The following is a 24256-nucleotide window of genomic DNA, read 5'->3' on the forward strand; positions in this document are numbered from 1 at the left end:
ACCGACAGTTAACCCCCGACCACGCAGCGACAGAACTACCGGCAGCCGCAGGCGGCGAGCGCGGCGGCGACCCGGTCGAGCGCCACGACCGCCTTGGGGCCGTCGGTGGTTTGGTCGGCCATGAACGCGAACGCGAGCGTCCGCCCGTCGGCGTCCACGACGATCCCGGTGAGGGAGTTGACCCCGGTGAGCGTGCCCGTCTTGGCCCGGACCAGGCCGGCCGCGCCGGCGCCTTCCTGCGGTTTGGTGAATCGTCCGGCCAGGGTTCCGGAGTACCCGGCGACCGGCAGCCCGCTGAAGATGCCGTGCAGGTCGGCGCGGTCGGACCGGGCGGCCATCGCCAGCAGCGTGGTGAGCAGCGCCGGGGACAGCCGGTCGTTGCGGGAGAACCCGCTGCCGTCGACCAGCCCGTACGCGGTCACCGGCACGTTGAGCCCTTCCAGCACGGTCCGCATGGCCGCGGCGCCACCCTCGAACGACGCAGGCTGGCCCTTGGCGAGCGCGACCTGCCGGGCGAGGATGTCGGCGAGCACGTTGTCGCTCTCCAGCAGCATGAACTCGACCAGCCGCACCATCGGCGCCGACTCGACCTTGCCGAGCTCCTGGGCGCCGGCGGGCGCGGTGCCCGTCACGACGGCGGCGGGCGGCAGCCCGAGCAGCTTGGCGAACGCCTGCGCGGCCTGGATGTCGGGCTGCGGGTGGCGCTTGGCGTACTTGCCGCTGTTGGGCCGGCCACCCTCGGTCATGATCGGGGTGATCACGGCGCCGGAGCCCTCGGTGGTGGCGTCGGCGTCCCAGCCGGGGCCGATCCCGGACCCGACGAACAGCGATCCGTCGTAGACGACCTTGGTCGGCGTGGTGTCGCCGAGCGCCTTCTTCACCTGGGCGGCCAGGTCGTCGAGGCGGGCGGCGCCCGGGTAGTACGGGGTCTGGAACACCGCCAGGGTCGGGTCGCCGCCGCCGATGAGGACGACCTCGCCGGGCTGGGCGCCGGCCACGACGCGGGTCGGGATCCGGTACGCCGGACCCCGCGCGGCGAGCGCCGCCACCCCGGTGACGACCTTCGTCGTCGAGGCGGGCGTCATGGCCGCGTCGGGCTCGGAGGAGTACAGGACCTGCCCGGTCGCCACGTCCACGACGGAGGCGGTGATGTGCGGGCCGAGCGCGGGCGCGGCCAGCAGCGGCGCGAGGGCCGCCTTGACGCCGTCGGGTGACGGCAGCGGCGCCTGACCGTCCATCGCGGTCAGGACGGCGGGCGGCAGCTCCGGCGCGACGCCGGCGGTCCACTTCGTCCGCTCGCCCGGGTCCACCAGGCCCAGCAGGCGGATGGTCTCGGGTCCCGCGTACACCGAAGCCAGCGCGGCGACGAGCGCCACGACCAGCGCGACGGCCGCGGCGACAGTGCCAACCTGTGGTCTTTCCCTCGCCAACCGACCCTCCCCGTACTTCACCGTGGTGCTGTCAGGGAGACTAATGGTCGGCGCAGCGGTGCGAGGGTGAGGAGTCATCAGATGGACTTCGACGTAACGGTCGAAATCCCGAAAGGTCAACGCAACAAGTACGAGGTTGACCATGCGACGGGCCGGATCCGGCTCGACAGGACGCTGTTCACCTCGACGCAGTACCCGGCGGACTACGGCTTCATCGAGGGCACGCTGGGTCAGGACGAGGACCCGCTGGACGCGCTCGTGCTGGTGCAGGCCCCGACGTTCCCGGGCTGCCTGATCCGCTCCCGGGCGATCGGCATGTTCCGCATGACCGACGAGAAGGGCGGCGACGACAAGGTCCTCTGCGTGCCCGCGGACGACCCGCGCCTGGAGCATCTGCGCGACATCCACCACCTGGGTGAGTTCGACCGCCTGGAGATCCAGCACTTCTTCGAGGTGTACAAGGACCTGGAGCCCGGCAAGAGCGTCGAGGGCGCGACGTGGGTCGGGCGGGTCGAGGCCGAGGCGGAGATCGCCGCCTCCCGCAAGCGTTACCAGCAGGCCATCGCCGACGGCACCTACCACGACCCGGGCGTCGCGCCGAACGCGCACCCGACCGAGTAGCGCCCTCAGCCCGCCTCGACGTGCGCCACTTGTACCAGGCGCGCGCCGTCGCGGCGGGTGAACAGCCAGCCCCGGCCCGGTGGCAGCGGACCCGGACGGACGTTGCCGAGCAGCGCACCCTCCTCGCGGTCCCCAGACAGCACCAGGCCGGGCGAGGACAGCTCCCGCAGCCGTTGCAGCATGGGCTCGAACAGGGCCCGTGCCGCGCCGCCGCTGCGCCGGGCCACGATCAGGTGCAGGCCGATGTCGCGGGCCTGGGCGAGGTAGGGCAGCAGCGGGTCGAGCGGGTTGCCGGGCCCGGCGGCGACCAGGTCGTAGTCGTCGACCAGCACGAAGCACTCCGGCCCGGTCCACCAGCCGCGGGTGCGCAGCTGGTCCTGCGTGACGTCGGGGCCGGGCAGGCGCCGCTGCATGTAGGCGGCGACCGACGCGACGAGGTCCTCGGTCTGCTGGGTGCCGGTGCCGTAGCCGATCAGGTGCTCGGTGTGCACGGCGCCGAGCAGGGTGCGCCGGTGGTCGACGAGCACGATGCGGGCCCGTTCGGGGGTGAACCGGCCGCTGATCGTCGCGGCCAGCCCGCGCAGCAGCGTCGACTTGCCCGATCCGGCGTCGCCGAAGACCAGCAGGTGCGGCTCCGCGGCGAAGTCGACCCGGGCCGGGCGCAGGTCGGCCTCGGCGAGGCCGATCGGCAGGTCGAGCGGGTTGCCCGGGTCGGCGTCGCCGGCCACCGCCGCGTGCGGCACGAGGCCCGGCAGCATCCGCACCCTCGGCGCCGGGGCGCCGGCCCATCCGGCGGCGACGGCCTTGACCAGGTCGGCCTGGTCGCCGACGGCCAGCTTCGGCAGGGCTACGAGCAGGTGCAGGCCGTCGGTGGTCACGCCCCGGCCCGGCGCCTCTTTCGGCACGTTGGCGGCGGCCCTGCGCGAGGCGAGGGAGTCGCTCTCGTCGCCGAGCCGCAGCTCGATCCGGGATCCGAGCAGGTCGCGCAGGGCCGGGCGGAAGTCCGTCCAGCGTGACGCGGAGGCGGCGACGTGGATGCCGAACGACAGCCCGCGCGTCGCGATGTCGGTGATCGTGGTCTCCAGGTCGTCGTACTCGCCGCGGACCGTCGCCCAGCCGTCGATCACCAGGAACACGTCGCCCCACGCGTCGGCGGCCGCGGCACTGCTGACGGTGGCGCGGCGGCGCCGGTAGGTGGCCATGCCGTCGACGCCGGCCTCGGCGAAGCGCCGCTCCCGGTCGTTGAGCAGTGCCGCGACCTCGCCGACGGTACGGCGCACCGCGGCCGGATCGAGCCTCCCGGCGACCCCACCGACGTGCGGCAGGTCCCGCAGGCCGAGCAGCTGCCCGCCGCCGAAGTCGAGGCAGTACACCTGCGCCTCGGCCGGCGTGTGGGTCAGCGCGAGCCCGGCGATCAGCGTGCGCAGCGCCACCGACTTGCCGCTCTGCGGGCCGCCGACGACGGCGACGTGCCCGTTGGCGCTGTCGAGGTTGAGCCACAGCACGTCGCGCCGCTGCTGCAGCGGCTTGTCGACGAGGGCGACCGGCACCCGCAGCGCCCCACGCTGCCGCCGGTCGGTGACGCCCAGCCCGCGGCCCGGCTCGACCGCGACCGGCCCGAGCAGCTCGTCGATCGACGCGGACACGCTCAGCGGCGGCAGCCACACCTGGTGGGCGGGGACACCCTGACCGACCAGCCGGTCGACGAGGATGTCGAGCAGGCTCACGGACGGCTCGTCCCGCTGGGGCTCGGGCAGCGCTCGCGGCGGCGCGAACCGGGTGTCGTACACCGCGACCCGCCGCCCGAGCGCGGCCGCCGCACCCGACCGTCCCGGCTGGTGGTGCGCGCCGGACACGTAAGCGGCCTTGAACCTGGTCAGCGGCTCGGTGCCGGACTTGAGGTAGCCGTGGCCGGGTGAGCGCGGCAGCTCATACGCGTCGGGGACGCCGAGCACCGTGCGCGACTCCAGCGACGAGAACGTCCGCAGCCCGATCCGGTACGACAGGTGCGTGTCGAGCCCGCGCAGCCGGCCCTCCTCGAGCCGCTGCGAGGCCAGCAGCAGGTGCACGCCGAGCGACCTGCCGACCCGCCCGATCTGCACGAACAGGTCGATGAAGTCGGGCTTCGCCTCCAGCAGCTCGCTGAACTCGTCGCAGATCACCAGCAGGCTGGGCAGCGGCGCGAGCGGCGCGCCGCCGGCGCGGGCCCGCTCGTAGTCGCGCAGCGAGTCGTAGTCGCCGGCCCGGCGCAGCAGCTCCTGGCGCCGCAGGACCTCGCCGTTGATCGCGTCGGTCATGCGGTCGACCAGCGGCAGCTCCGCCTCCAGGTTGGTGATGAACGCGGCCACGTGCGGCAGCCGGTCCAGCCGCGCGAACGTCGCCCCGCCCTTGAAGTCGATCAGCACGAAGTTGAGCGTCTCGGAGGAGTGCGTGGCGGCCAGGCCGAGCACCAGCGTGCGCAGCAGCTCCGACTTGCCGGAGCCGGTCGCGCCGATCAGCAGCCCGTGCGGCCCCATGCCGTCCTGCGCCGACTCCTTCAGATCGATCTCCACCGGCTGCCCCTGCGGGCCGACCCCGATCGGCACGCGCAGCCGGTCGCGGTGCGGTCGCGGCGCCCACGCCCTCGCCACGTCGAGCGACCACGGGTCGTCCAGCGCCAGCAGCGCCGCCAGGTCGGCGCCGTTCTCCCGTTTCGCATCGTCGTCGCCCGTACCGCCGGCGACCGCCAGTCTGAGCGGCGCCAGGCGACGGGCGAGCGCCTCCGCCTCGGTCGCGGCGAGGGCATCGGGCACCCCGACCTCGCCGTCGGCCTCCACGGACACGGTCACCAGCCGCCCGCCGGCCGGGTCGAGCACGATCGCGGCCGGGTCGAGCAGCCGCGCCGGCGCGCCGTCCAGGCTGATCAGGGTCACCCCGTCGACGCCGCCGTCGGTGCCGAGGTGGCCGCTGCCGGCGAGGTCACCGCCGTCGAGCACGACCACGAGGTGCGGCGCGGCCCGCTGCGGACCGGCCCGGTCGGCGGCGAACCTCGCCCGGTTGGCGAGCAGGTCGTCCAGCAGGCCCTCCAGCTCGACCGCGGAGCCCGCGACGAGCCGGACCGGGCCGACCGCGTCGGTGCGGGCCGGGTGCATGGCGTGCGGGAGCCACTTCGTCCACTCCCACCGCTCCCGGCGGTGCGGCCCGGCACAGACCGCGATCAGCAGGTCCTCGGGCGCGTGGAACACCGCCAGCTGCGCCAGCACCGCCCGCACCAGCGCCACCGCCGCCTCATCGGGCGCCGCGCCCCTGCCCACGTGAACGCGCGCGAAGCTGCGCAGGGAGATCGCGACCGGCAGGTCAGGCACCACCGAATACGTGTCGAGGAACCGGCGCAGCGCCCCGGCGGTCAGCGGCTCCAGGTCCTCCAGCGGGCCGGTCGGGGGCGGGTGCAAGGGCGTGGCCAGGGTCTGCGGGCCGACGGCGACCCGTACGACCGCGAAATCCGCGTCGGCCGGGCGTCGCTCCCAAAGCCGGAAGCTGTCCACGGTCGACCACAGCGACCCGGGGTCGGGATGCCGGTAATGCAGGCCGGTGCGCTGCCTGGCGGCGGTGTCACGCACCTGCCGCCGCAGCGCCGCCAGGTGCCGCAGATACTCGCGGCGGGCGGCCATCATCTCGGCCTTCTTCGGCCCGCCGCCGGCACCGGCCGACGTCAGCAGCATCCCCAGCGTCGAGAACCCGAACACCGCCCCGATCACATACGAATACGTCCCGCCGTCCCGCCCCGCGAACAGCATCGCCGTGGCGAGCGTGCCGGTGAGCATCGGCACCAGCTGGACCAGCTGCTGCCAGCGCGACGGCGGCACCGGCGGGATCTGCGGCGGTGCCTGGACGACCAGGTCACCGCTCGGGATCTCGGGCGCGGGCCGTCGCGGAGACCGTTTCACCACGACCGTGCTCACGCCACGCACTGTAAGACTCGCGCGGGGCGGGCGGGACCCCTGTTGCATCCAGCGTGACAACTCCGTCACACAACGTCCGATTCGCGGGAGCGGGACGACACCCGCGCATCGACCGTGGTACCTCTGAGCGATGCCCGCAGCATCGCCCGGCCTCGCCCGCGTGACGATCAGCTCGCCGCAACGGCGGGTCGACGTCGCGCTGCCTGATGCGGTGCCGCTGGCCGAGCTGCTTCCAGAGCTTCTGCGGCACGCCGGGGTCGGACTCGCCGACGACGGCGAGCGGCACGGCGGCTGGCTCCTGCGCCGGGGCGACGGCACCGCGCTGTCCACCACGACCGGCCTGGCCGGCCAGGAGGTCCACGACGGCGCCGTGCTGCACCTGGTCCCGGCCCGGGCGAGCTGGCCCGAGCTCGAGTTCGACGACGTGGTCGACGCCATCGCCGCCGGCGCCCGCCGCCAGGGCGTCGCCTGGAGCCCGGTCGCGACCCGGGCCGCGGCGCTCACCGGCGCCGGCGCCGGCCTGGCCGTGGCGCTCGCCGCCACCGTCCGCGGCGGCCTGCCGCTGCCGGCCGCGGTCGCCGCCCTGGTCCTGCTCCTCACCGGCACCGTGGCCTCCCGCGCGTACGGCGACGCGCTCACCGGCGCGGTCCTCGCCGGGTTCGGCCTGCCGTTCGCGGCCGCGTTCGGCTGGCTCGCCACCCCACCGCCGGCCGGCGCCGCCGCCCGCGCCCTGCTGGCCTCGACCGCGCTCCTGGTGGCCTCGCTGCTCGCCGGAGCCGGGGTCGCGCATCTGCTCCGGATCTTCGTCGCCGGTGCCACCCTCGGCCTGCTCGGTGCGGGTGGCGCTTTTCTGGCCGTACACGTGCGCCCTGCCGCGGCGGCCGCCGTGGTCCTCGCGGCCGTCGTCGCCGGTGTGGCCGGCACCCCGCTGCTCGCCATCCGCCTCGGCAAGCTGCCCGTGCCCGCCGTCGCCCTCCCGGGCGACCTCACCGCCACCGGCGCCGGCCTCGGCACACCCCCGGACCGCGCCCAGGTCTTCGCCGCCGTCGCCCGCACCGACGAGATGCTGACCGGCCTGCTCATTGGCTCGGCGCTCGCCGCCGCCGCGTCCGCCACCGTCCTGATCGACTCCCGCGACGCGTCCGGCGTGGTCATGGTCGCCGTCTGCGGCGTCGCGCTGCTCCTACGCGCCCGCATGTTCGTCACGGTCCGCCACCGCCTGCCACTCCTCGCCGCGGGCGGCTGGTGCCTGGCCGCGCTGGCGTTGTCCACCCCGCCGACCGCGGTGGTGGCGGCGGCGGTCGCGCTGGTATCGGGTGGGGTCGCGCTGGCCGGGGCGCGTGCCGCGGTGCGCCCACTGTCGCCGTACGCCGGCCGGGCCGCCGACATCCTCGACATCCTCTGCCTGGTCTCCGTGGTGCCCCTTGCCTGCGCCGTGCTCGGCCTGTACGGCCTGCTCACCTGACGTCCCGCGCCCGACCTCACCCGACGCCGGAGCCCGCGGAGCAAACACCGACACCCTCGGTGCGCGGGGGCCAGGACGCGGAGGCGCGGGGGCCAGGACGCGGAGGCGCGGGAGCACGGCACGAGCGCGCGGGAGCACAGCACGAGGCGCAGAAACACGAGACGCAGAAACACGAGACGCAAGAGCACGAGACGCAAGAGCACGAGACGCGAGAGCACGAGGCGCAAGAGCATGAGGCGCAAGAGCACAAGGCGCGGAAGCACGAGACGCGGAAGCACCAGGCGAGGCGCGGTGGCGTGGGTCCCGACGCGTCGATTCTGCCGCGCCCGATTCGTTCCTCCGCCGTCGATGGCCGCCCGCCGCCGTTGGTCGCCCCCGATAGCCACCTGCCGCCCGCGCCGTCGCACGGTCCGTTTCGCTTCATGCGCCCGGTTTCCTCCACGGCACCCTCTTGACGCCCCGGTCCCGGCTCGGCCGCTCGATCGGTCGGCCCACCCGACGTTCAACCCAGGACCGCATTCGTGCTGGTCACGACCACTGTGGCGACCATAACGGGTGAGATCGGTGCATTCAGGGCAGGAGTCCCGTCAACCGGCCGGGTGATGGCGGCAGTTTTAGCGGCTGCTTAAGAATCGCCGGGAGGTGGGGGGAGAGGCTGACAGACCCGACCAACACGGTCCAGAATGGGTGCCATCGCACCCGTCTCCCTCCCCCGTGCCGCCGCCCGTGGCCTTGTTACGGCGGTCTTTGCGCTGTTGGTGTGCCTGGTCACGGCGCAGCCGGCCGGTGCGGACCAGACCCGGTCGGCGCAGTGGCAGCTCAACGCGCTCGGGGCGAAGGCGGCCTGGAAGGTGTCGACGGGCAGCGGGGTGATCGTCGCGGTCCTGGACAGCGGGGTCGACGCGAAGCACCCCGATCTCGTCGGGCAGGTGCTGCCGGGCGTGGACCTCGTCGACGGGGGTGACGGCCGGTTCGATCCGGTCGGGCACGGCACGACGGTCGCGGGGTTGATCGCGGGGCGAGCCGACGACCCGAACGGCGTCGCCGGGATCGCGCCAGGGGCGAAGATCCTGCCGGTGCGGGTGCTCGACCAGTCGAACAAGTACGACGACCCCACAGTGATCGCCGACGGCGTGCGGTGGGCCGTCGACCACGGGGCGCAGGTGCTCAACCTGTCGCTGGGCGGGGCGCTGCGCAGCGACGCGATCGCGGAGGCGCTGCGGTACGCGGCGGCCCGGGACGTCGTCGTGGTCGCGTGCACCGGCAACGTGGCGACCGACCCGTCGATCCACGAGGTCTGGTACCCGGCCCGCGAGCCGGGCGTCGTCGCGGTCGCCGGGCTGAGCGGGGGCGCGGCACCCAGCGCCCGGCCGACGGCCAGCCCGACCGCGTCCGGTGGGCAGGGTGGTGGGGCGGACGCGCTGTGGGCGGGGTCGCTGACGGGGCCCGAGACGGTGCTGACCGCGCCCGCCGACAATCTCACCGGGGCGCGTCCCGGCGGCGGGTACTGGCAGGTACAGGGCACGAGCTTCGCCGCGCCGCTGGTCGCCGCGACGGCGTCGCTGATCCGGGCGAGGTACCCGGACATGAGCGCGGCGAACGTGATCAACCGGTTGATCGGCACGGCGAAGGATCTCGGGCCGGCGGGGCGGGACGACCAGTTCGGGTACGGCGAGGTGGACCCCGTCTCGGCGCTGCGCGAGACGGTCGCCGAGGTCGCGGCGAACCCGCTGACCGGCGCCGCCGAGCCGAGGACCGAGTCGGGCAGGCCGGCGAAGGCGAGCCCTTCGGCGACGCAGCCGGCCCATGAGGGTGGCGCCGCACCGCTGCCTTCCGGCGACGTGGCCGGGCTGGCCGGCGCCCGGCGGTCGGCGGTGCGCGAGCCGGTCGGCGACAGCGTCACCGTCGGTCTCGTCGCCACGCTGGTGATCCTGACCCTGGGCGCCGCCGGCGTCCTGCTCCATCACCGCACCAGGCGCCCCGACCGGTTCTGAGCGGGCCCACCTCCATATGAGGCAAGCCCTGCCGGCTCAGCCGGCCGTCAGGCGCACTTGCCCGTGCCCGTCGGCTCGTTGTGCGTCTTGCCCGCCTCGGCCACGACGGCCGCCTCGTCGGCGGTGATGGCGAAGCCGGTGTTCTGGTCGTCGGCCGCCGCCGCGAAGATCACGCCGAGGACCGTGCCGTCCGGGGAGACGAGCGGGCCGCCGGAGTTGCCGCTGCGCACCAGCGCCCGGATCGTGTAGATCTCGCGGGTGACCTTGCCGTCCTCGTAGATGTCGGGGCCGGTGATCTCGCGGTGGTCGCGGATGCGGGCGGACTGCGCGTTGTACGGCCCGTCCAGCGGGTACCCGATCACGATGGCGTCCGCGTTGGTCTCGGCCTTCTTCGTCGCGAACGGCATGATCGGCGCGTTGAGCCCCTTGACGTAGAGGACGGCGAGGTCGCGGTCGGGGTCGTACGCGACGACGACCGCCTTCTTCTGCGAGCCGTTGACCTCGACGGTGGTCGACTTGGTGCCGGCCACGACGTGGGCGTTGGTCATGACCCGGTCGGTGGCGTACACGAAGCCGGAGCCCTCGATGCGCCGGGAGCAGCTCTGCGCGATGCCGCGGACCTTCACCACGGACCGCTCGGACTTCTTCACCAGCTCGGAGCCGGCGAGCTTCGGGTCGGGCGCCTCGACCTGGCGCACCCGGGTCGGTGCCAGGCCGTCGAACACGTCGGGGAAGCCGCGCGTGTCGACGGTGTCGCGCAGTGCGGCGGAGAGCTGGTCGGCCTGCTGCGGCATGAGCTTGTCGACGCCGTTGAGGATGAACGAGTTGCTCACCGAGCGGGCCAGCCACGGCAGCGACGACGAGCTCAACGGCGCCGCGACGAGCCAGACGACCACGAGGACCGCGATCACGGAGACGACCGCGCCACCGGCGTTGTCGACGCCCTGCGCGGTGCGGTTGACGATCGCGCTGCGCAGCCGGTTGCCCACGAAGCTGGCGAGGGCCTGCCCGGCGACCGCGAGGCCGAACACCGCCGCCAACGAGATGACGACCCGGATCGGGTCGTCGTCGAAGAACTCCGCGATGCGTGGGCCGACCTGCAGCCCCAGCAGGGCACCGCCGAAGAACCCGGCGAATGACAGCAGACCAACGAGGAACCCCTGGCGGTAGCCGTTGACGGCGAACATCACCACGAGGAGCACAAGGACGATATCGATCACGCTGCCAGACACGCATTCAGCCTACGGTGGCGGCACCAGGTGCCGGCAGTTCCTCAACCCGGTCTGTCGGCCACTCGACCGCCCATCCACCGAGTTCCAGCAGCGTAGACAGCACGCCGGCGGTGAAACCCCACACCAACATGTCGTGTATCCGAAACGCCGGACCGATCCAGCCGCTCGGGTGACGCAGCCGCAGGCGGTTCGCCGGGTCGACCAGGTCGCGGATCGGCAGCCGCTCGACCCGGGCCACCTCGGCCGGGTCCGCCGGCCCGACCGGGTGCGGCGAGCGCCACCACCCGACCACCGGCGTGACCAGGAAGTTGCTCACCGGGATCCACAGCGTCGGCAGGGTCGCGACGACCTCGACGGTCGACGGGTCGAGCCCGACCTCCTCCTCCGCCTCCCGCAGGGCGCACGCGATCGTGTCGGCGTCGGTCGGGTCGACCGCCCCGCCGGGGAACGCGGGCTGCCCGGCGTGGTTGCGCATGGTCGCGGCCCGCTGCAACACCAGCACGTCGGGCCCGCTGCCGGGCTGCTCACCGAACAGCACGAGGACCGCGCTCCGCCGCTGCCCCTCCCCGTCGGGCGTGGGCAGGCGCGTGAAGTCGCCCGCCTCGGTGTCGCGCAGGCGGGTCAGCAGCGGGGTCAACCAGTCGGGAAGCTCGCTCATGCCGGCACCTCCGCTGCGCTCCGGCGCCGGCCTGAGCTCCACCCTGAGCCAATGATTCGCGGCTCCTCGCTCCGCTGCGGCCCGCTCATGCCGGCACCTCCGCTGCGCTCCAGCGCCGCTCATGCCGCCACCTCGATGCCGAGATGCGTGGCCGTGAGCGCCCGGATCTTCTGCTCGTCCAGAGCGTCTCCCTGGTACGTGTAGACGACGCGCCCTCCCGGTGCGATGAACAGCGTGGCCGGCAGCGCGTTGGCGACCGGCTTGCCCACGACCCGGCCGAGCGCGACGGAGAACTGCTGGTCGCGGTCCTCCAGCATCGGGAACGTCAGCCGCTTGTCGTCGATGACCGACTGCGCGGCGTCGCGGCTGTCCCTGACCACGACGCCGACGACCCGGAGCCGGCCGTCCGCCGCGGTCACGAACCGCTGGAACGCGGGCAGCTCGGTGCGGCACGGCTCGCAGTACGACCCCCACAGGTTCAGGATCGTCGGGGCGGAGCCGAGCAGGGCGGCGTCGACGTACCGGCCGCCGTCGAAGCACCGGACGGCCATCGCGGGCAGCGGCTTGCCGGCGGCGCCACCGGACGGGGACGGCGGAGCGGCCGGCGACGGCGAGGCGGGGGCCGGCAGGCACGACGGGCCGGTCGGCGCGGCGGCGACGTCGTCGGCCTTCGGCGGGTCGTCGGTGCAGGCGGACACGGTGAGCAGGGTCACGGCCAGCAGGCCGGCGAGCAGGCGCCTCATGACGCGAGTGCCAGCTCGGTCAGCTCCGCGACCCGCGGGCCCTTCAGCAGGGCGGCGGCGGTCTCGAAGTCGGTGGGGCCTATCCCGTACGACGGGCAGTCACGCCGCAGCGTGCACGCGCCGCACGCCGGTCTGCGGGCGTGGCACACCCGGCGCCCGTGGAAGATCACCTGATGGGACAGCATGGTCCAGTCGCGGCGCTCGATGAGCTTCGCGACGGCGAACTCGATCTTCACCTCGTCGGTCTCCGTGGTCCAGTGCCACCGCTGGGTCAGCCGTTTGAAGTGGGTGTCGACGGTGATACCCGGTACGCCGAACGCGTTGCCGAGGATCACGTTGGCCGTCTTGCGCCCGATGCCGGGCAGCGCGACGAGTTCGTCGAGGGTGCCCGGGACCTCGCCGTCGTGCCGGTCGATCAGCGCCTGCCCGAGCTTCATCAGCGAGTCGGTCTTGTTGCGGAAGAACCCCAGCGGCATGAGCATGTCCTGCATCTCCGCCCGGTCCGCCGCGGCGTAGGCGGCCGCGTCCGGGTAGCGCGCGAACAGCTTCGGGGTCACCTGGTTGACCCGCACGTCCGTGGTCTGCGCCGACAGGATCGTGGCCACGGCGAGCTCGAGCGGGCTGGTGAAGTCCAGCTCGCAGTGCGCGTCGGGGTGGATCACCGCGAGGGCCCGCGCCATCCGTCGGGCCCGTCGTTTCAGCCCCAGCGCAGTCTCGGTCACGCTCCGACTTTACGTCGCCGCCCGGCGGGGGCGGATCAGCCGCCCGCCGGTGGGGTGATCGCCCCGTCGGCGGCGATCTTCGCCCCCGTGGTCGGGAAGTCCTGCTTCGTCAGGTTGGACACGAACGGGATCGCCTGCTTCTTCGGGTCGGGCTTCGGCAGGCCGGGCGCCACCATGTACGTCGCGGTCAGCGAGCCGCTCTTGTACGTGCCGTCGCCACCCAGGGTCACCTTGAGCACACCGCCGATGCCGACGACGCCGTTGTAGCTCAGCGCCCGGTAGCCGGCGAAGTTGCCGAGGCTGTACGCGATCAGGCGACCCTTGTAGAACTCCATCGCCCGCATCACGTGCGGCCCGTGCCCGACCACCAGGTCGGCGCCCGCGTCGATCACCTTGTGCGCGAACGCGATCGTGTCGCACCGGTTCTCCCCGAGGAAGAACTCCGTGCCGGGCTTCGTGTGCGTCTTGTCCGAGCCCTCCGCGCCCTGGTGCACCTGGACGACCACGAGATCGGCCTTGGTCGCGGCCTCCTTGATGATCGTCTCCGCCGCGTCGAGGTCGCTGCACAGGTTGGACCACTTGTACGACGCGAACCCGACGACCGCGATCTTCACGCCCTTCGCCTCGCCGACCGAGATCGCCCCGGGCCAGCCGGTGTACTTGATCCCGGCGCCGTCGAGCGCCTTCTGCGAGTTCTTGTAGCCGACCTCGCCGAAGTCGTACGCGTGGTTGTTCGCCATGGTCATCATGTGGAACCCGGCGTCCTTGAGGTTGCTCACGTACGACGGTGGCGTCCGGAACGCGAAGCACGTCTTGCCGGCCGACTCCGCGGAGCACTTGCCGACGCCGGTGTCCTCGGTGAGCACCTGCTCGAGGTTGCCCATCTGGAAGTCGGCGGTCAGGTACTCCTTGACCGGGTCGAAGAACCCCTTGCCGTTGTTGGGCGGCAGCCCGTTGGGCGCCATGCCCATCACGATGTCGCCGGTCGCGGTCATGGTGATGCCGTCCGCGGGCCCGGGCGCCGCGGGCGCGGTCGACCCGCCGGGCGTCGCCGCCTTGCTGCCCCCTTGCGCCGCCGGCGGCTGGCTGTTGCCCGGCGCCGGGTCGTCGCCACCGAGGAACGTCGCCGCCCCCGCCGTGCCGGCCCCGATGATGAGCGCCGCGAGCGCACCCAGGATGATCGCCGTCCGGCGCCCGCCTCCGCTCTTCGGCGGCGGCGTCTCCCCGGGCAGCGGCAGCTTCCGCCGCCCGGCCCGCTCCTCCGGCTGGTACGCCTGCGCCGCGTACAGGTCCTCGGGCCCCCGGGTCGCCCCCGGGTCCGGCGCCCGCGTGGCCCCGTAGACGGGCCCGGTCGCCTGCGCCCCGTAGACGGGCCCCGTGTGCTGCTGCCCACCGGCCGCGAACAGCGAACCACCGCCCGGCGCCCCGTCCCGGAACGTCCCGGTGGCCGGCGGCTGCGCGTCGCGGAACGTGCCCGTCGCGGGCGGCCGCTCCTCCCGGAAGGCCCCGGTCGCGGGCGGCTGCGCGTCACGGAAGGTCCCGGTGGCCGGCGACTGCGCGTCGCGGAACGTGCCCGTCGCGGGCGGCTGCGCGTCACGGAACGTTCCAGTGGCCGGCGACTGCGCGTCGCGGAACGTGCCCGTCGCGGGCGGCTGGGCGTCGCGGAAGGTCCCGGTGGCGGGCGGCCGGGCGTCGCGGAACGTGCCGGTCGGCTCGGGGCCGGCCCCTGGCACCGCCGCGGCGCCGAACGTCGCGCCAGCGGGCCTGGCGCTGCCCCGAGCGGGCGACGGCGGCCCGTCGAAGCCGGGGGTCGCGCCGCCCCGCGCGGACGTCGGCGAGTCGAACAGCGAGCCGGTCGGCCGGTCGCCGCCCGGGACCTGGGCCGTGCCGCCGAAGACCGGGCCGGTCGGCCGGTCGCCGCGGGTCTCCTCGGGAGCCCATGCGCTGCGGCCCTGCGCCTGGCCACCGTGCGGGTCGCCGGAAGGCGGCCCCGCCCGGAAGTCGCCACCACGCAGCTCGCCCCCACGCGCGTCGCCGGGCCGGGCGTCGCCGGGCCGGGCATCGCCGGGCCGGGCATCGCCGGGGCGGGCATCCCCAGAGCGGACATCCCCAGGGCGGACATCCCCAGGGCGGACGTCGAGCGGCCGAGGGTCGAGCGGCCGAGCATCACCAGGCCGAGCATCACCGGGTCGAGCATCACGCGGTCGCGGGTCGAGCGGCCGAGGGTCAAGGGGTCGGGGGTCCACCAGCCGAGGGTCGACCGGCCGGCGGTCAAGCGGCCGTGGGTCGCCGCTCCACGCGGCCGTGGCCGGCTCGGCGCCCCGCCCGTCGCCACCCCAGGCGGCCGCACCGGGCTCGGCGCCCCACGCCGCCGTGCCGGGCTCGGCGGGCCATGCCGCCGCGCCGGGCTCAGGACCCCAGGGGGCGGTGCCGGGTTCCTCGCCGCGACCCCCACCGGCGCGCCGGTCGGCCCAGGCGTCACCCGGGGGCTGCTCGCCCCGCCGGTCCAGCCCGCGAGGATCGCCCCCGGCCGGCCCGCGAGGATCCGCCCCGGCTGGCCCGTAACCAGGGCCGGGCGCCGGCGGTTGGTCGTGTGGAGGCTGCTCGCGATCGTCCGGCCACCGGGAAGGATCGCTCGGCGGTCCGCCGTACACCGTCATGCGCTTCCCACCCCACCGGTCTTTCAGCTGTGGGGTCGAGTCGCCCCGCGGCGAAGATATCGCACGCGCGCGAGCTCGTGATGGTCCGGTTCCAATGCGTGACCAGTACCGTTGAGGGACGCCGCGCCGCAGGTCGGCGTGTATGGTGATCATCCTGCCCGACGCCCGGGACACGACCCCGTGTGCATAAACTGACGTTCGCGTGATTGCTCATGGCGAGTGACACGCCGACGGATTCGAGGTGGACGCGATGGACGAGGTACTGGCGCGCAGCGGCATTTTCCAGGGCGTCGAGCCCGAGGCTGCGGAATCCCTCGCCAAGGAGATGGAGACGATCGACGTCCGCAAGGGCGAGATCGTGTTCAGTGAGGGCGAGCCGGGCGACAGCCTGTACATCGTGCTGTCCGGCAAAATCAAGGTCGGTCGCCGGGCCGCCGACGGCCGGCAGAACCTGATCGCCGTGATGGGCCCCAGCGACATGGTCGGGGAGCTGTCCCTGTTCGACCCGGGTCCGCGCACCGCGACCGCCACGGCGGTGCTCGACACGCGGCTGGCGCGGCTGCGCAAGCAGGCGCTGCGCCCGTGGCTGACCAACCGGCCGGAGATCGCCGAGCAGCTGCTGCGCGTGCTGGCCAGGCGGCTGCGGCGCACCAACGACGCCCTCGCCGACCTGATCTTCACCGACGTGCCGGGCCGGGTGGCCAAGACGCTGCTGCAGATGGCGGGCCGTTTCGGCACCCGCGACGGCGGCGTGCTGCGGGTCAACCACGACCTGACCCAGGAGGAGATGGCGCAGCTGGTCGGCGCCTCCCGCGAGACGGTCAACAAGGCCCTCGCGGACTTCGCCTCCCGGGGCTGGCTCCGCCTGGACGGCAAGAGCGTCATCATCATGGACCCCGAGCGGCTGGCCCGCCGCGCGCGCGTCTAGCACCCAGGTCAGACACCCCAAAAAGGCACGCCGCCGCGTGCCTTTTTGCTTGCCGGCAAAAAAATCAGTCTTGACTGTTTGTTTCTGGGGCAGGACCCTCGAAGGTGTGAGAGCCCCGCAGCAGGAGCGCAGCCGCGCCACCCAGCAGCGCCTGCTGGAGGCGACCGTCGACTGCCTCGTGCTGCACGGCTGGTCCGGCGCCACCACCACGGTCATCGCCGAGCGCGCCGGCGTCTCCCGGGGCGCCCAGCTGCACCACTACCCCACGCGCGCCGCTCTGGTCCTCGCCGCCGTCACGCACCTCGCCGAGCGGCGCGCCGAGGAGATCCGCACCGAGGCGGCCACGCTCACCGGCGACCGCGACGAGCGCCTCGACAAGGTCCTCGACATGCTCGCGGCCGCGTTCACCGGCCCGCTGTTCGTCGCGGCGCTCGAGGTGTGGGTCGCCGCCCGCACCGACCCGGAGCTGCGCGACGCCCTGGTGCCGCTGGAGGCCCGGGTCGGCCGGGAGATGCACCGCCTGACGGTCGAGCTGCTCGGCGCCGACGAGCGCCGGCCCGGCGTCCGCGAGGCGGTACAGGCGACGCTGGACCTGCTGCGCGGCCTCGGCGTGGCCAACCTGCTCACCGACGACAGCCACCGCCGCGGCCAGCTGCTCGCGGCGTGGAAACAGCAGCTCACGACGATTCTGGGGACCTGAGATGGTGACGTTGTCCGAGGTGCTCACCGACCTGCGGGAGGAGTCCGGGTCGCTGGACCGGCTGGTGTCGGCCCTGGACGACCGGGACTGGAGCCGGCCGACGCCCGCGAAGGGCTGGACGGTCGCGCACCAGATCGCCCACCTGCACTGGACCGACACGGTGGCGACGCTGGCCGCGACCGACCCGGCGGCGTTCGTCGCGCAGATGAGCGCGATCGAGGATCCGTACACGATGGTGGACCGCGCGGCGGCGGACCACATCGCCCCGCCGGACGAGCTGCTGCGCCGCTGGCGCGACGGCCGGGAGGCCCTCGCCGAGGCGCTGGACCGGCACCCGAAGGACGCGAAGCTGCCGTGGTTCGGCACCGCCATGTCGCCGCTGTCCAGCGCGACCGGCCGGATGATGGAGACCTGGGCGCACGGCCAGGACGTGGCCGAGACGTTCCCGGAGCGGGCCGACGCCCAGGCGCACCGCCGCCCCACGGACCGGCTGCGGCACGTGGCGAACCTCGGCTACCGCACGATCGGGCACAGCTTCGTCAGCCACGGCCGGCCCGCGCCGCAGGGAGCGTTCCGGGTCGAGCTGTCCACCGTGGACGGCGCACTGTGGACGTTCGGGCCCGAGGACGCGCCGAACCGGATCGCCGGCCCGGTCGAAGACTTCTGTCTGCTGGTCACGCAGCGCCGCCACCCCGCCGACCTCGCCCTGCAGGCCACCGGCGACGAGGCCCGCGAGTGGACGACCCTGGCCCAGGCGTTCGCCGGCCCGCCCGGGGACAAGCGCGAGCCAAGGCCGACCCAGCAGCAGGAGCTCCGGCGGTGATCCGCATCGGCAACGCCTCGGGGTTCTACGGTGACCGCGCCACCGCTTGGCAGGAGATGCTCGACGGCGGCCCGCTCGACGTGCTCACCGGCGACTACCTCGCCGAGCTGACCATGCTGATCCTGGCCAAGGACCGCATGAAGGACCCCGGCACCGGCTACGCCAAGACGTTCCTGCGCCAGCTCGAAGGCTTCCTCGGCACCGCGCTCGACCGGGGCACCCGGATCGTCACCAACGCCGGCGGCCTCAACCCGGCCAAGCTGCGCGAGGCGATCGAGGCCCTCGCGGGCCGGCTCGGCCTGACCGTCCGGGTGGGGCACGTCGAAGGCGACGCCATCCGCCCGGACACGAACGCGTACCTCGGCGCGTTCGGCATCGCCGAGTGCCTCAAGGCCGGCGCCGACGTCGTGGTCACCGGCCGGGTCACCGACGCGTCGCTGGTCGTCGGCCCCGGCATCGCCCACTTCGGCTGGGGCCCGTCCGACTTCGACGCGCTCGCCGGCGCCACGGTCGCCGGCCACGTGCTGGAGTGCGGCGCGCAGGCGACCGGCGGCAACTACGCGTTCTTCACCGAGCTGCCCGACCTCGACCACCCGGGCTTCCCGATCGCCGAGCTGCGGCCGGACGGGTCGTCGGTCATCACCAAGCATCCCGGCACCGGCGGCGCCGTCACGGTCGACACGGTCACCGCGCAGCTGCTGTACGAGATCGGCGCCCCCGAATACCTCGGCCCGGACGTCACCACCCACTTCGACACGATCCGGCTGGCCCAGCAGGGCGACGACCGGGTCGAGGTGACCGGCGTCAAGGGCAGCCCGCCGCCGGAGACGCTGAAGGCCGGCACCGTCGCCCTCGGCGGCTTCCGCAACAGCATGACGTTCGTCCTGTGTGGACTGCGGATCGAGGAGAAGGCCGCCCTCGTCGAGCGCCAGCTCCGCCGCCGCATCGGCGGTGACGGCCTGGAGTTCCGGCTGGCCCGCACCGACCACCCGGACGCCGACGACGAGCAGCGCGCGAGCGCCCTGCTGGCGGTGCACATCAAGAGCGCCGACCCGAAGGCGGCCGGCCGCGCGTTCTCGCAGGCGGCGGTCGAGCTGGCGCTGTCGTCCTATCCGGGTCTCACCCTGACCGGCCCGCCCGGCGACGCCACGCCCTTCGGGGTGTTCCGTTCGGCGGCGGTACCCCGCGGCGAGGTCCGCCACGTCGCCGTCCTCCCCGACCGCACCACCGTGGAGGTCCGATGAGAGTGCCGCTGGGGACCCTGTTCGGGGCCAGGTCGGGCGACAAGGGCGGCGACGCCAACATCGGCGTCTGGGCCCGCTCCGACGAGGCGTACGCGTGGCTGCGGGCGACGCTCACCGAGGACCTGCTCAAGACGCTGCTGCCGGAGGTGCGCGACGTCAGCCGGTACGAGCTGCCGAACCTCCGCGCGCTCAACTTCGTGGTGCACGGCATCCTCGGCGACGGCGTCGCCGCCGGCACCCGCTTCGACCCACAGGGCAAGGCCCTCGGCGAGTGGCTGCGCTCCCGGGTCGTCGACATCCCCGACGAGTTGCTGCCATGACGACCGACCTGTTCGCCAAGCCTGAGCTGCGCGACCTGGTGCGCAACTTCACCCTCCGGGAGATCGTGCCGCACCTGGCCGACTGGGAGCGGGCCGGCGAGGTGCCCCGGGAGCTGCACCGCAAGGCGGCCGGGCTGGGCCTGCTCGGCATCGGCTTCGCCGAGGAGGTCGGCGGCGAGGGCGGCGACCTGACCGACTCGATCGTGGTCACCGAGGAGATCATCCAGTCGGGTGGCTCGTCGGGGCTGATCGCGGCGCTGTTCACGCACGGCATCGCGCTGCCGCACATCATCGACAGCGGCAACAGCGAGCTGATCGACCGGTTCGTGCGGCCCACGCTGCGCGGCGAGCTGATCGGCTGCCTGGCGATCACCGAGCCCGACGGCGGGTCCGACGTCGCCGGTATCCGCACCACCGCGAAGGCCGACGGCGACCGGTACATCGTCAACGGCACGAAACTCTTCATCACCAGCGGTGCCAGGGCCGACTTCGCCACCACGGCGGTGCGCACCGAGGAGGGCGTGCGACTGGTGGTCGTGGAGGGCTTCACCGTCACCAGGACGCTGGAAAAGATGGGCTGGCACTGCTCCGACACCGCCGAACTGTCCTTCGTGGACGTGCCGGTGCCGCGCGGCCACGACGTGGGCGGCTTCCACGCGCTGATGCGGCACTTCGCGGCGGAGCGGATCTCCCTGGCCGTGCAGTGCTACGCGACCGCGCAGCGCTGCCTCGACCTGACCGTCGCATGGGTGCGGGACCGGCACACGTTCGGCCGCCCGCTGGCCAGCCGGCAGCTGGTCAGGCACCGGCTCGCCGAGATGGCGCGGCAGGTGGACGTCGCCCGCACGTACGTGCGACACACCGCGCTGCGTGTCGCAAGCGGCGAGCGACTCGTTACGGAGGTGGCGATGGCGAAGAACACGGCGGTCGCGGCCTGCGACCACGTCGTCGACCAGGCCGTGCAGTTGCACGGTGGCCTCGGGTACCTGCGCGACACCGAGGTCGAGCGCCATTACCGGGACGCTCGGATCATGGGCATCGGCGGCGGGACCACGGAGATCATGAACGAGATCATCGCGAAGCAGTTGGGGGTCTGAGGCATGCCGGTTCTGACGAGTGCCCTCGACCCGCGCGGGGCCGCCTACCTGGACAACCGGGAGGCGATGCTGGAGCGGCTGACCGAGCTGGAGTCGGCGCTGCGGCAGGCGCGCGGCGGCGGGGGCGAGAAGTACGTGACCCGCCACCACGCCCGCGGCAAGCTGCTGCCGCGCGAGCGGATCGAGCTGCTGGTCGACCGGGACTCGCCGTTCCTGGAGATCTGCCCGGTCGCGGCGTGGGGCACCGACTACCCGGTCGGCGCCAGCGTGGTCACCGGCATCGGGATCGTCGAAGGCACGCCGTGCGTCATCGTGGCGAACGACCCGACGGTCCGCGGCGGCGCGGTCAACCCGTTCTCGCTGAAGAAGACCCAGCGGGCCGGCCAGATCGCCCGCGAGAACCGGCTGCCGATGATCAACCTGGTCGAGTCGGGCGGCGCGGACCTGCCGCAGCAGGCGGAGATCTTCATCCCGGGCGGGGCGGCGTTCCGCGACCTGACCCGGCTGTCGGCGGCGAGCATCCCGACGATCGCGGTGGTCTTCGGCAACGCGACCGCCGGCGGCGCGTACGTGCCGGGCATGTCGGACTACACGATCTTCGTGCGGGACCGGGCCAAGGTGTTCCTCGCCGGCCCGCCGCTGGTGAAGATGGCCACCGGCGAGACCGTCGACGACGAGACCCTGGGCGGCGCGGCGATGCACGCCACCCGGTCCGGCCTGGCCGACTACATGGCCGAGGACGAGCGCGACGCGCTGCGCCTGGCGCGCGGCTGCGTGCGCAACTTCCGGCACACGGTCGCCCGCAGCTACGGGCCCGAGCCCAAGTACGACGCCGAGGACCTGCTCGGCATCCCGTCGGCCGACCTGCGGGTGCCGTTCGACCCCCGGGAGATCCTCGCCAGGATCCTCGACAGCAGCGAGTTCGACGAGTTCAAGCCCGCCTACGGCCAGGCCCTGTGCACCGGCTGGGGGGCCATCCACGGCCACCGCATCGGCGTGCTGGCCAACGTCCGCGGCGTGCTGTTCTCCGCCGAGGCGCAGAAGGCGGCCCAGTTCATCCAGCTGGCCAACGCCGCGGGCACGCCGCTGCTCTTCCTGCAGAACACCACCGGGTACATGGTGGGCAGCGAGTACGAGCAGGGCGGCATCATCAAGCACGGCGCGCTGATGATCAACGCGGTGGCCAACTCGAGGGTGCCGCACCTGACGGTCAACATCGGCGCGTCGTACGGCGCCGGCAACTACGGCATGTGCGGCCGCGCCTTCGAGCCGCGGTTCCTGTTCACCTGGCCGAACGCCAAGTCGGCGGTGATGGGCCCGCAGCAGCTGGCCGGGGTGCTGTCGATCGTGGCCCGGCAGGCCGCGGAGGCCAAGGGCCACGCCTACGACGAGGAGCAGGACCGCACGATGCGGTTCATGGTCGAGCACAAGGTCGAGCAGGAGTCCGCGGCGCTGTTCCTGTCCGGCCGCCTGTACGACGACGGCGTCATCGACCCCCGCGACACCCGCACCGTGCTCGGCATGTGCCTGGCGCTCGTGGGCCGCGGCCAGGCCGAGCCCAACTTCGGCGTCTTCCGCCTTTGAGCCACTCCGTACAGGCTTCAAGCCACTACGCAAAGGACCGAGCCGTGATTCGCAGGCTGCTTGTCGCCAACCGCGGCGAGATCGCCAGGCGGGTGTTCGCCACCTGCCGGGCGATGGGTGTCGAGACGGTCGCCGTCTACTCCGACGCCGACGCCGACGCGCCGCACGTCGCCGAGGCCGACTACGCCGTCCACCTGCCGGGCAACGCGCCGGCCGCCACGTATCTGCGCGGCGACCTGATCGTCGCGGCGGCCCGCAAGTGCGGCGCCGACGCGGTGCACCCCGGGTACGGGTTCCTGTCGGAGAACGCGGAGTTCGCCCGGGCCGTCATCGACGCCGGGCTCACCTGGGTCGGGCCGTCGCCGAAGGCGATCGCGCTGATGGGTTCGAAGATCGAGGCGAAGGCGCTGCTCGCCGACGTTGGCGTGCCGATGCTGCCGACCGCGCTGGAGCCGGAGCAGGTCGACACGTTCCCGGTGCTGGTGAAGGCGTCCGCCGGGGGCGGCGGCCGGGGCATGCGCATCGTCCGGGATGCCGAGTCGCTCGCCGAGGCGGTCGCGGCCGCGCGGCGCGAGGCGGCGTCGGCGTTCGGCGACGGCACGGTCTTCTGCGAGCGGTACGTCGAGCGGGCCCGCCACATCGAGGTCCAGATCATGGCCGACTCGCACGGCAACGTGGTGACGCTCGGCGAGCGGGAGTGCTCGATCCAGCGCCGGCACCAGAAGATCGTCGAGGAGACGCCGTCGCCGGCGGTCGACCCGCAGCTGCGCGACCGGCTCTGCCAGGCGGCGGTCGCGGCGGCCCGCGCGGTGTCCTATGTGGGCGCCGGGACGGTCGAGTTCCTCCTCGCGCCGTCGGGCGAGTTCTTCTTCCTGGAGATGAACACCCGGCTGCAGGTCGAGCACCCGGTCACCGAGTGCGTGGTGGGCGTCGACCTGGTGCGGCTGCAGCTGGTCGTGGCCGAGGGCGGCCCGCTGCCGTTCAACGGCCCGCCGCCGCTGCGCGGGCACGCGATCGAGGTCCGCCTGTACGCCGAGGACCCCGCCTACGCGTGGATGCCCTCCACGGGCACGGTGCACCGCTTCGACGTGCCGGGCGTCGCGCACGCGTTCGGCCCGCTGCCCGCGCCGGGCCTGCGCCTGGACGCCGGGGTGGTGGACGGCTCGGTCGTGGGCGTGCACTACGACCCGATGCTGGCGAAGCTGGTCGCCTGGGCGCCGACCCGGGCCGAGGCGGCCCGCATGCTGGCCAACGCCCTGGCCAGGGCGCGCATCCACGGCGTCACCACCAACCGGGACCTGCTGGTGCGGGTGCTGCGGCACGCGGCGTTCCTGTCCGGCGGGACCGACACCGGCTTCCTGGACCGGCACCCGGAGGTGTTCGCGCCGCTGCTGTCCTCCGTGGACGCGGTGCGGCTGTCGTGCCTGGCCGCCGCGCTGTCCGGGGCCGCCCGCCGGGCGAAGACGGCCACCCTGCCCGGCCTGCCGTCCGGCTGGCGCAACGTCCCCAGCGCGCTGCAGACGGTGGTGTACGAGGGCCCCACGGGCACGATCGAGGTCGGGTACCGGCTGGACCGCTCCAACGACCTGGCCGCCTGGGCGGTGCGCCGCATCGACCCCGACGACATCGGGCTGCCCGGCGCCGCGCTCGACCCGGCCGGCGCGCCCGACCACCCGCCGGCGCGGATCGTCTCGGCGACCGGCGACCAGGTCGTGCTCGACGTCGCCGGGGTCCGGCTGCAGTTCGCCGTGCACGAGGTCGGCGGCGTGTCCTTCGTGGACAGTTCCGAGGGCTCGGTGACCCTGACCGAGCTGCCCCGCTACCCGCTGCCGGTCGCCGAGCAGCCCGAGGGCTCGCTGATCGCGCCGCTGCCGGGCGCGGTCGGGCGGGTCCTCGTCGTGCCCGGCCAGCGGGTCGCCGCCGGTGAGCTGCTGCTGACCGTGGAGGCGATGAAGCTCGAACACCCCGTGCACGCCCCCACCGACGGCGTCATCAGCGACCTGCGGGTCGCGGCCGGCTCGCAGGTCGAGTCGGGCGCCCTGCTGGCGGTGCTGACCCCGGCGTAGATACGCGACCAGATTGGAGCCCACCCCT

16 protein-coding genes and 1 pseudogene are annotated in these 24256 nt (G+C 73.7%); 10 read left to right on the forward strand and 7 right to left on the reverse strand.

The window, feature by feature from the left end:
- Positions 1-35 precede the first annotated feature (35 nt).
- A complete protein-coding gene (dacB, locus tag OP18_RS35710) occupies positions 36-1430 on the reverse strand; it encodes a D-alanyl-D-alanine carboxypeptidase/D-alanyl-D-alanine endopeptidase (protein ID WP_052387818.1) in 1395 nt (464 codons plus the stop codon).
- Between the two features lie 81 nt (positions 1431-1511).
- Between dacB and OP18_RS35715 the strand changes: the two genes are divergently transcribed.
- Entirely contained in the window at positions 1512-2051 is a 540-nt protein-coding gene (locus OP18_RS35715) for an inorganic diphosphatase (protein WP_052387819.1), read from the forward strand.
- Between the two features lie 5 nt (positions 2052-2056).
- Here OP18_RS35715 and OP18_RS35720 read toward each other — a convergent pair whose 3' ends face one another.
- Positions 2057-5992 carry a type VII secretion protein EccC gene (locus OP18_RS35720; protein ID WP_033363533.1) on the reverse strand — a complete coding sequence of 1312 codons (3936 nt, stop codon included), beginning with the start codon at positions 5990-5992 and terminating at the stop codon, positions 2057-2059.
- A gap of 130 nt (positions 5993-6122) precedes the next feature.
- Between OP18_RS35720 and eccD the strand changes: the two genes are divergently transcribed.
- Complete coding sequence (gene eccD / locus OP18_RS35725) at positions 6123-7457, forward strand: type VII secretion integral membrane protein EccD (protein WP_033363534.1); 1335 nt, start codon at positions 6123-6125, stop codon at positions 7455-7457.
- Between the two features lie 683 nt (positions 7458-8140).
- Positions 8141-9451 carry a S8 family serine peptidase gene (locus tag OP18_RS35730; RefSeq protein WP_081971383.1) on the forward strand — a complete coding sequence of 437 codons (1311 nt, stop codon included), beginning with the start codon at positions 8141-8143 and terminating at the stop codon, positions 9449-9451.
- A gap of 47 nt (positions 9452-9498) precedes the next feature.
- On the opposite strand, the gene OP18_RS35735 is transcribed toward OP18_RS35730, so the two are convergent.
- The 5 genes from OP18_RS35735 to OP18_RS61110 form a co-directional block, all read right to left on the reverse strand.
- The gene (locus tag OP18_RS35735; RefSeq protein WP_033363535.1) at positions 9499-10683 is read right to left on the reverse strand and encodes a MarP family serine protease; all 1185 of its coding nucleotides are present in this window, start codon (positions 10681-10683) and stop codon (positions 9499-9501) included.
- 4 nt (positions 10684-10687) lie between these two features.
- Positions 10688-11341 carry an NUDIX hydrolase gene (locus tag OP18_RS35740; RefSeq protein ID WP_052387821.1) on the reverse strand — a complete coding sequence of 218 codons (654 nt, stop codon included), beginning with the start codon at positions 11339-11341 and terminating at the stop codon, positions 10688-10690.
- A 119-nt stretch (positions 11342-11460) separates the two neighbouring features.
- Positions 11461-12084, reverse strand: a complete 624-nt coding sequence (locus tag OP18_RS35745) for a TlpA family protein disulfide reductase (protein WP_052387822.1) — start codon at positions 12082-12084, stop codon at positions 11461-11463.
- On the reverse strand, positions 12081-12806 hold the full coding sequence (nth, locus tag OP18_RS35750) for an endonuclease III (protein ID WP_033363536.1): 726 nt from the start codon (positions 12804-12806) through the stop codon (positions 12081-12083). Before nth ends, OP18_RS35745 begins: the two co-directional genes overlap by 4 nt.
- A 35-nt stretch (positions 12807-12841) precedes the next feature.
- The gene (locus OP18_RS61110) at positions 12842-14038 is read right to left on the reverse strand and encodes a CapA family protein (RefSeq protein WP_033363642.1); all 1197 of its coding nucleotides are present in this window, start codon (positions 14036-14038) and stop codon (positions 12842-12844) included.
- 1678 nt (positions 14039-15716) lie between these two features.
- Between OP18_RS61110 and OP18_RS35760 the strand changes: the two genes are divergently transcribed.
- From OP18_RS35760 to OP18_RS35790, 7 genes and pseudogenes are all read left to right on the forward strand, one after another.
- Positions 15717-16394, forward strand: a complete 678-nt coding sequence (locus tag OP18_RS35760; protein ID WP_033363643.1) for a Crp/Fnr family transcriptional regulator — start codon at positions 15717-15719, stop codon at positions 16392-16394.
- 106 nt (positions 16395-16500) lie between these two features.
- On the forward strand, positions 16501-17094 hold the full coding sequence (locus tag OP18_RS35765) for a TetR/AcrR family transcriptional regulator (protein ID WP_033363537.1): 594 nt from the start codon (positions 16501-16503) through the stop codon (positions 17092-17094).
- 1 nt (position 17095) lies between these two features.
- Positions 17096-17917 carry a TIGR03084 family metal-binding protein gene (locus tag OP18_RS35770; RefSeq protein WP_033363538.1) on the forward strand — a complete coding sequence of 274 codons (822 nt, stop codon included), beginning with the start codon at positions 17096-17098 and terminating at the stop codon, positions 17915-17917.
- Positions 17918-17973: 56 nt separating this feature from the next.
- Positions 17974-19481 (forward strand): annotated as a pseudogene (locus OP18_RS51540) (acyclic terpene utilization AtuA family protein).
- Positions 19478-20578, forward strand: a complete 1101-nt coding sequence (locus OP18_RS35780; protein ID WP_033363539.1) for an acyl-CoA dehydrogenase family protein — start codon at positions 19478-19480, stop codon at positions 20576-20578. Before OP18_RS51540 ends, OP18_RS35780 begins: the two are co-directional and overlap by 4 nt.
- 3 nt (positions 20579-20581) lie before the next feature.
- Complete coding sequence (locus OP18_RS35785) at positions 20582-22162, forward strand: acyl-CoA carboxylase subunit beta (protein WP_033363540.1); 1581 nt, start codon at positions 20582-20584, stop codon at positions 22160-22162.
- Positions 22163-22206: 44 nt separating this feature from the next.
- Positions 22207-24228, forward strand: coding sequence for an ATP-binding protein (locus OP18_RS35790; RefSeq protein ID WP_033363541.1), 2022 nt, complete (start codon positions 22207-22209; stop codon positions 24226-24228).
- Positions 24229-24256: the final 28 nt, after the last annotated feature.

The sequence above is a fragment of the Dactylosporangium aurantiacum genome, assembly GCF_000716715.1.
GTDB lineage: Bacteria > Actinomycetota > Actinomycetes > Mycobacteriales > Micromonosporaceae > Dactylosporangium > Dactylosporangium aurantiacum.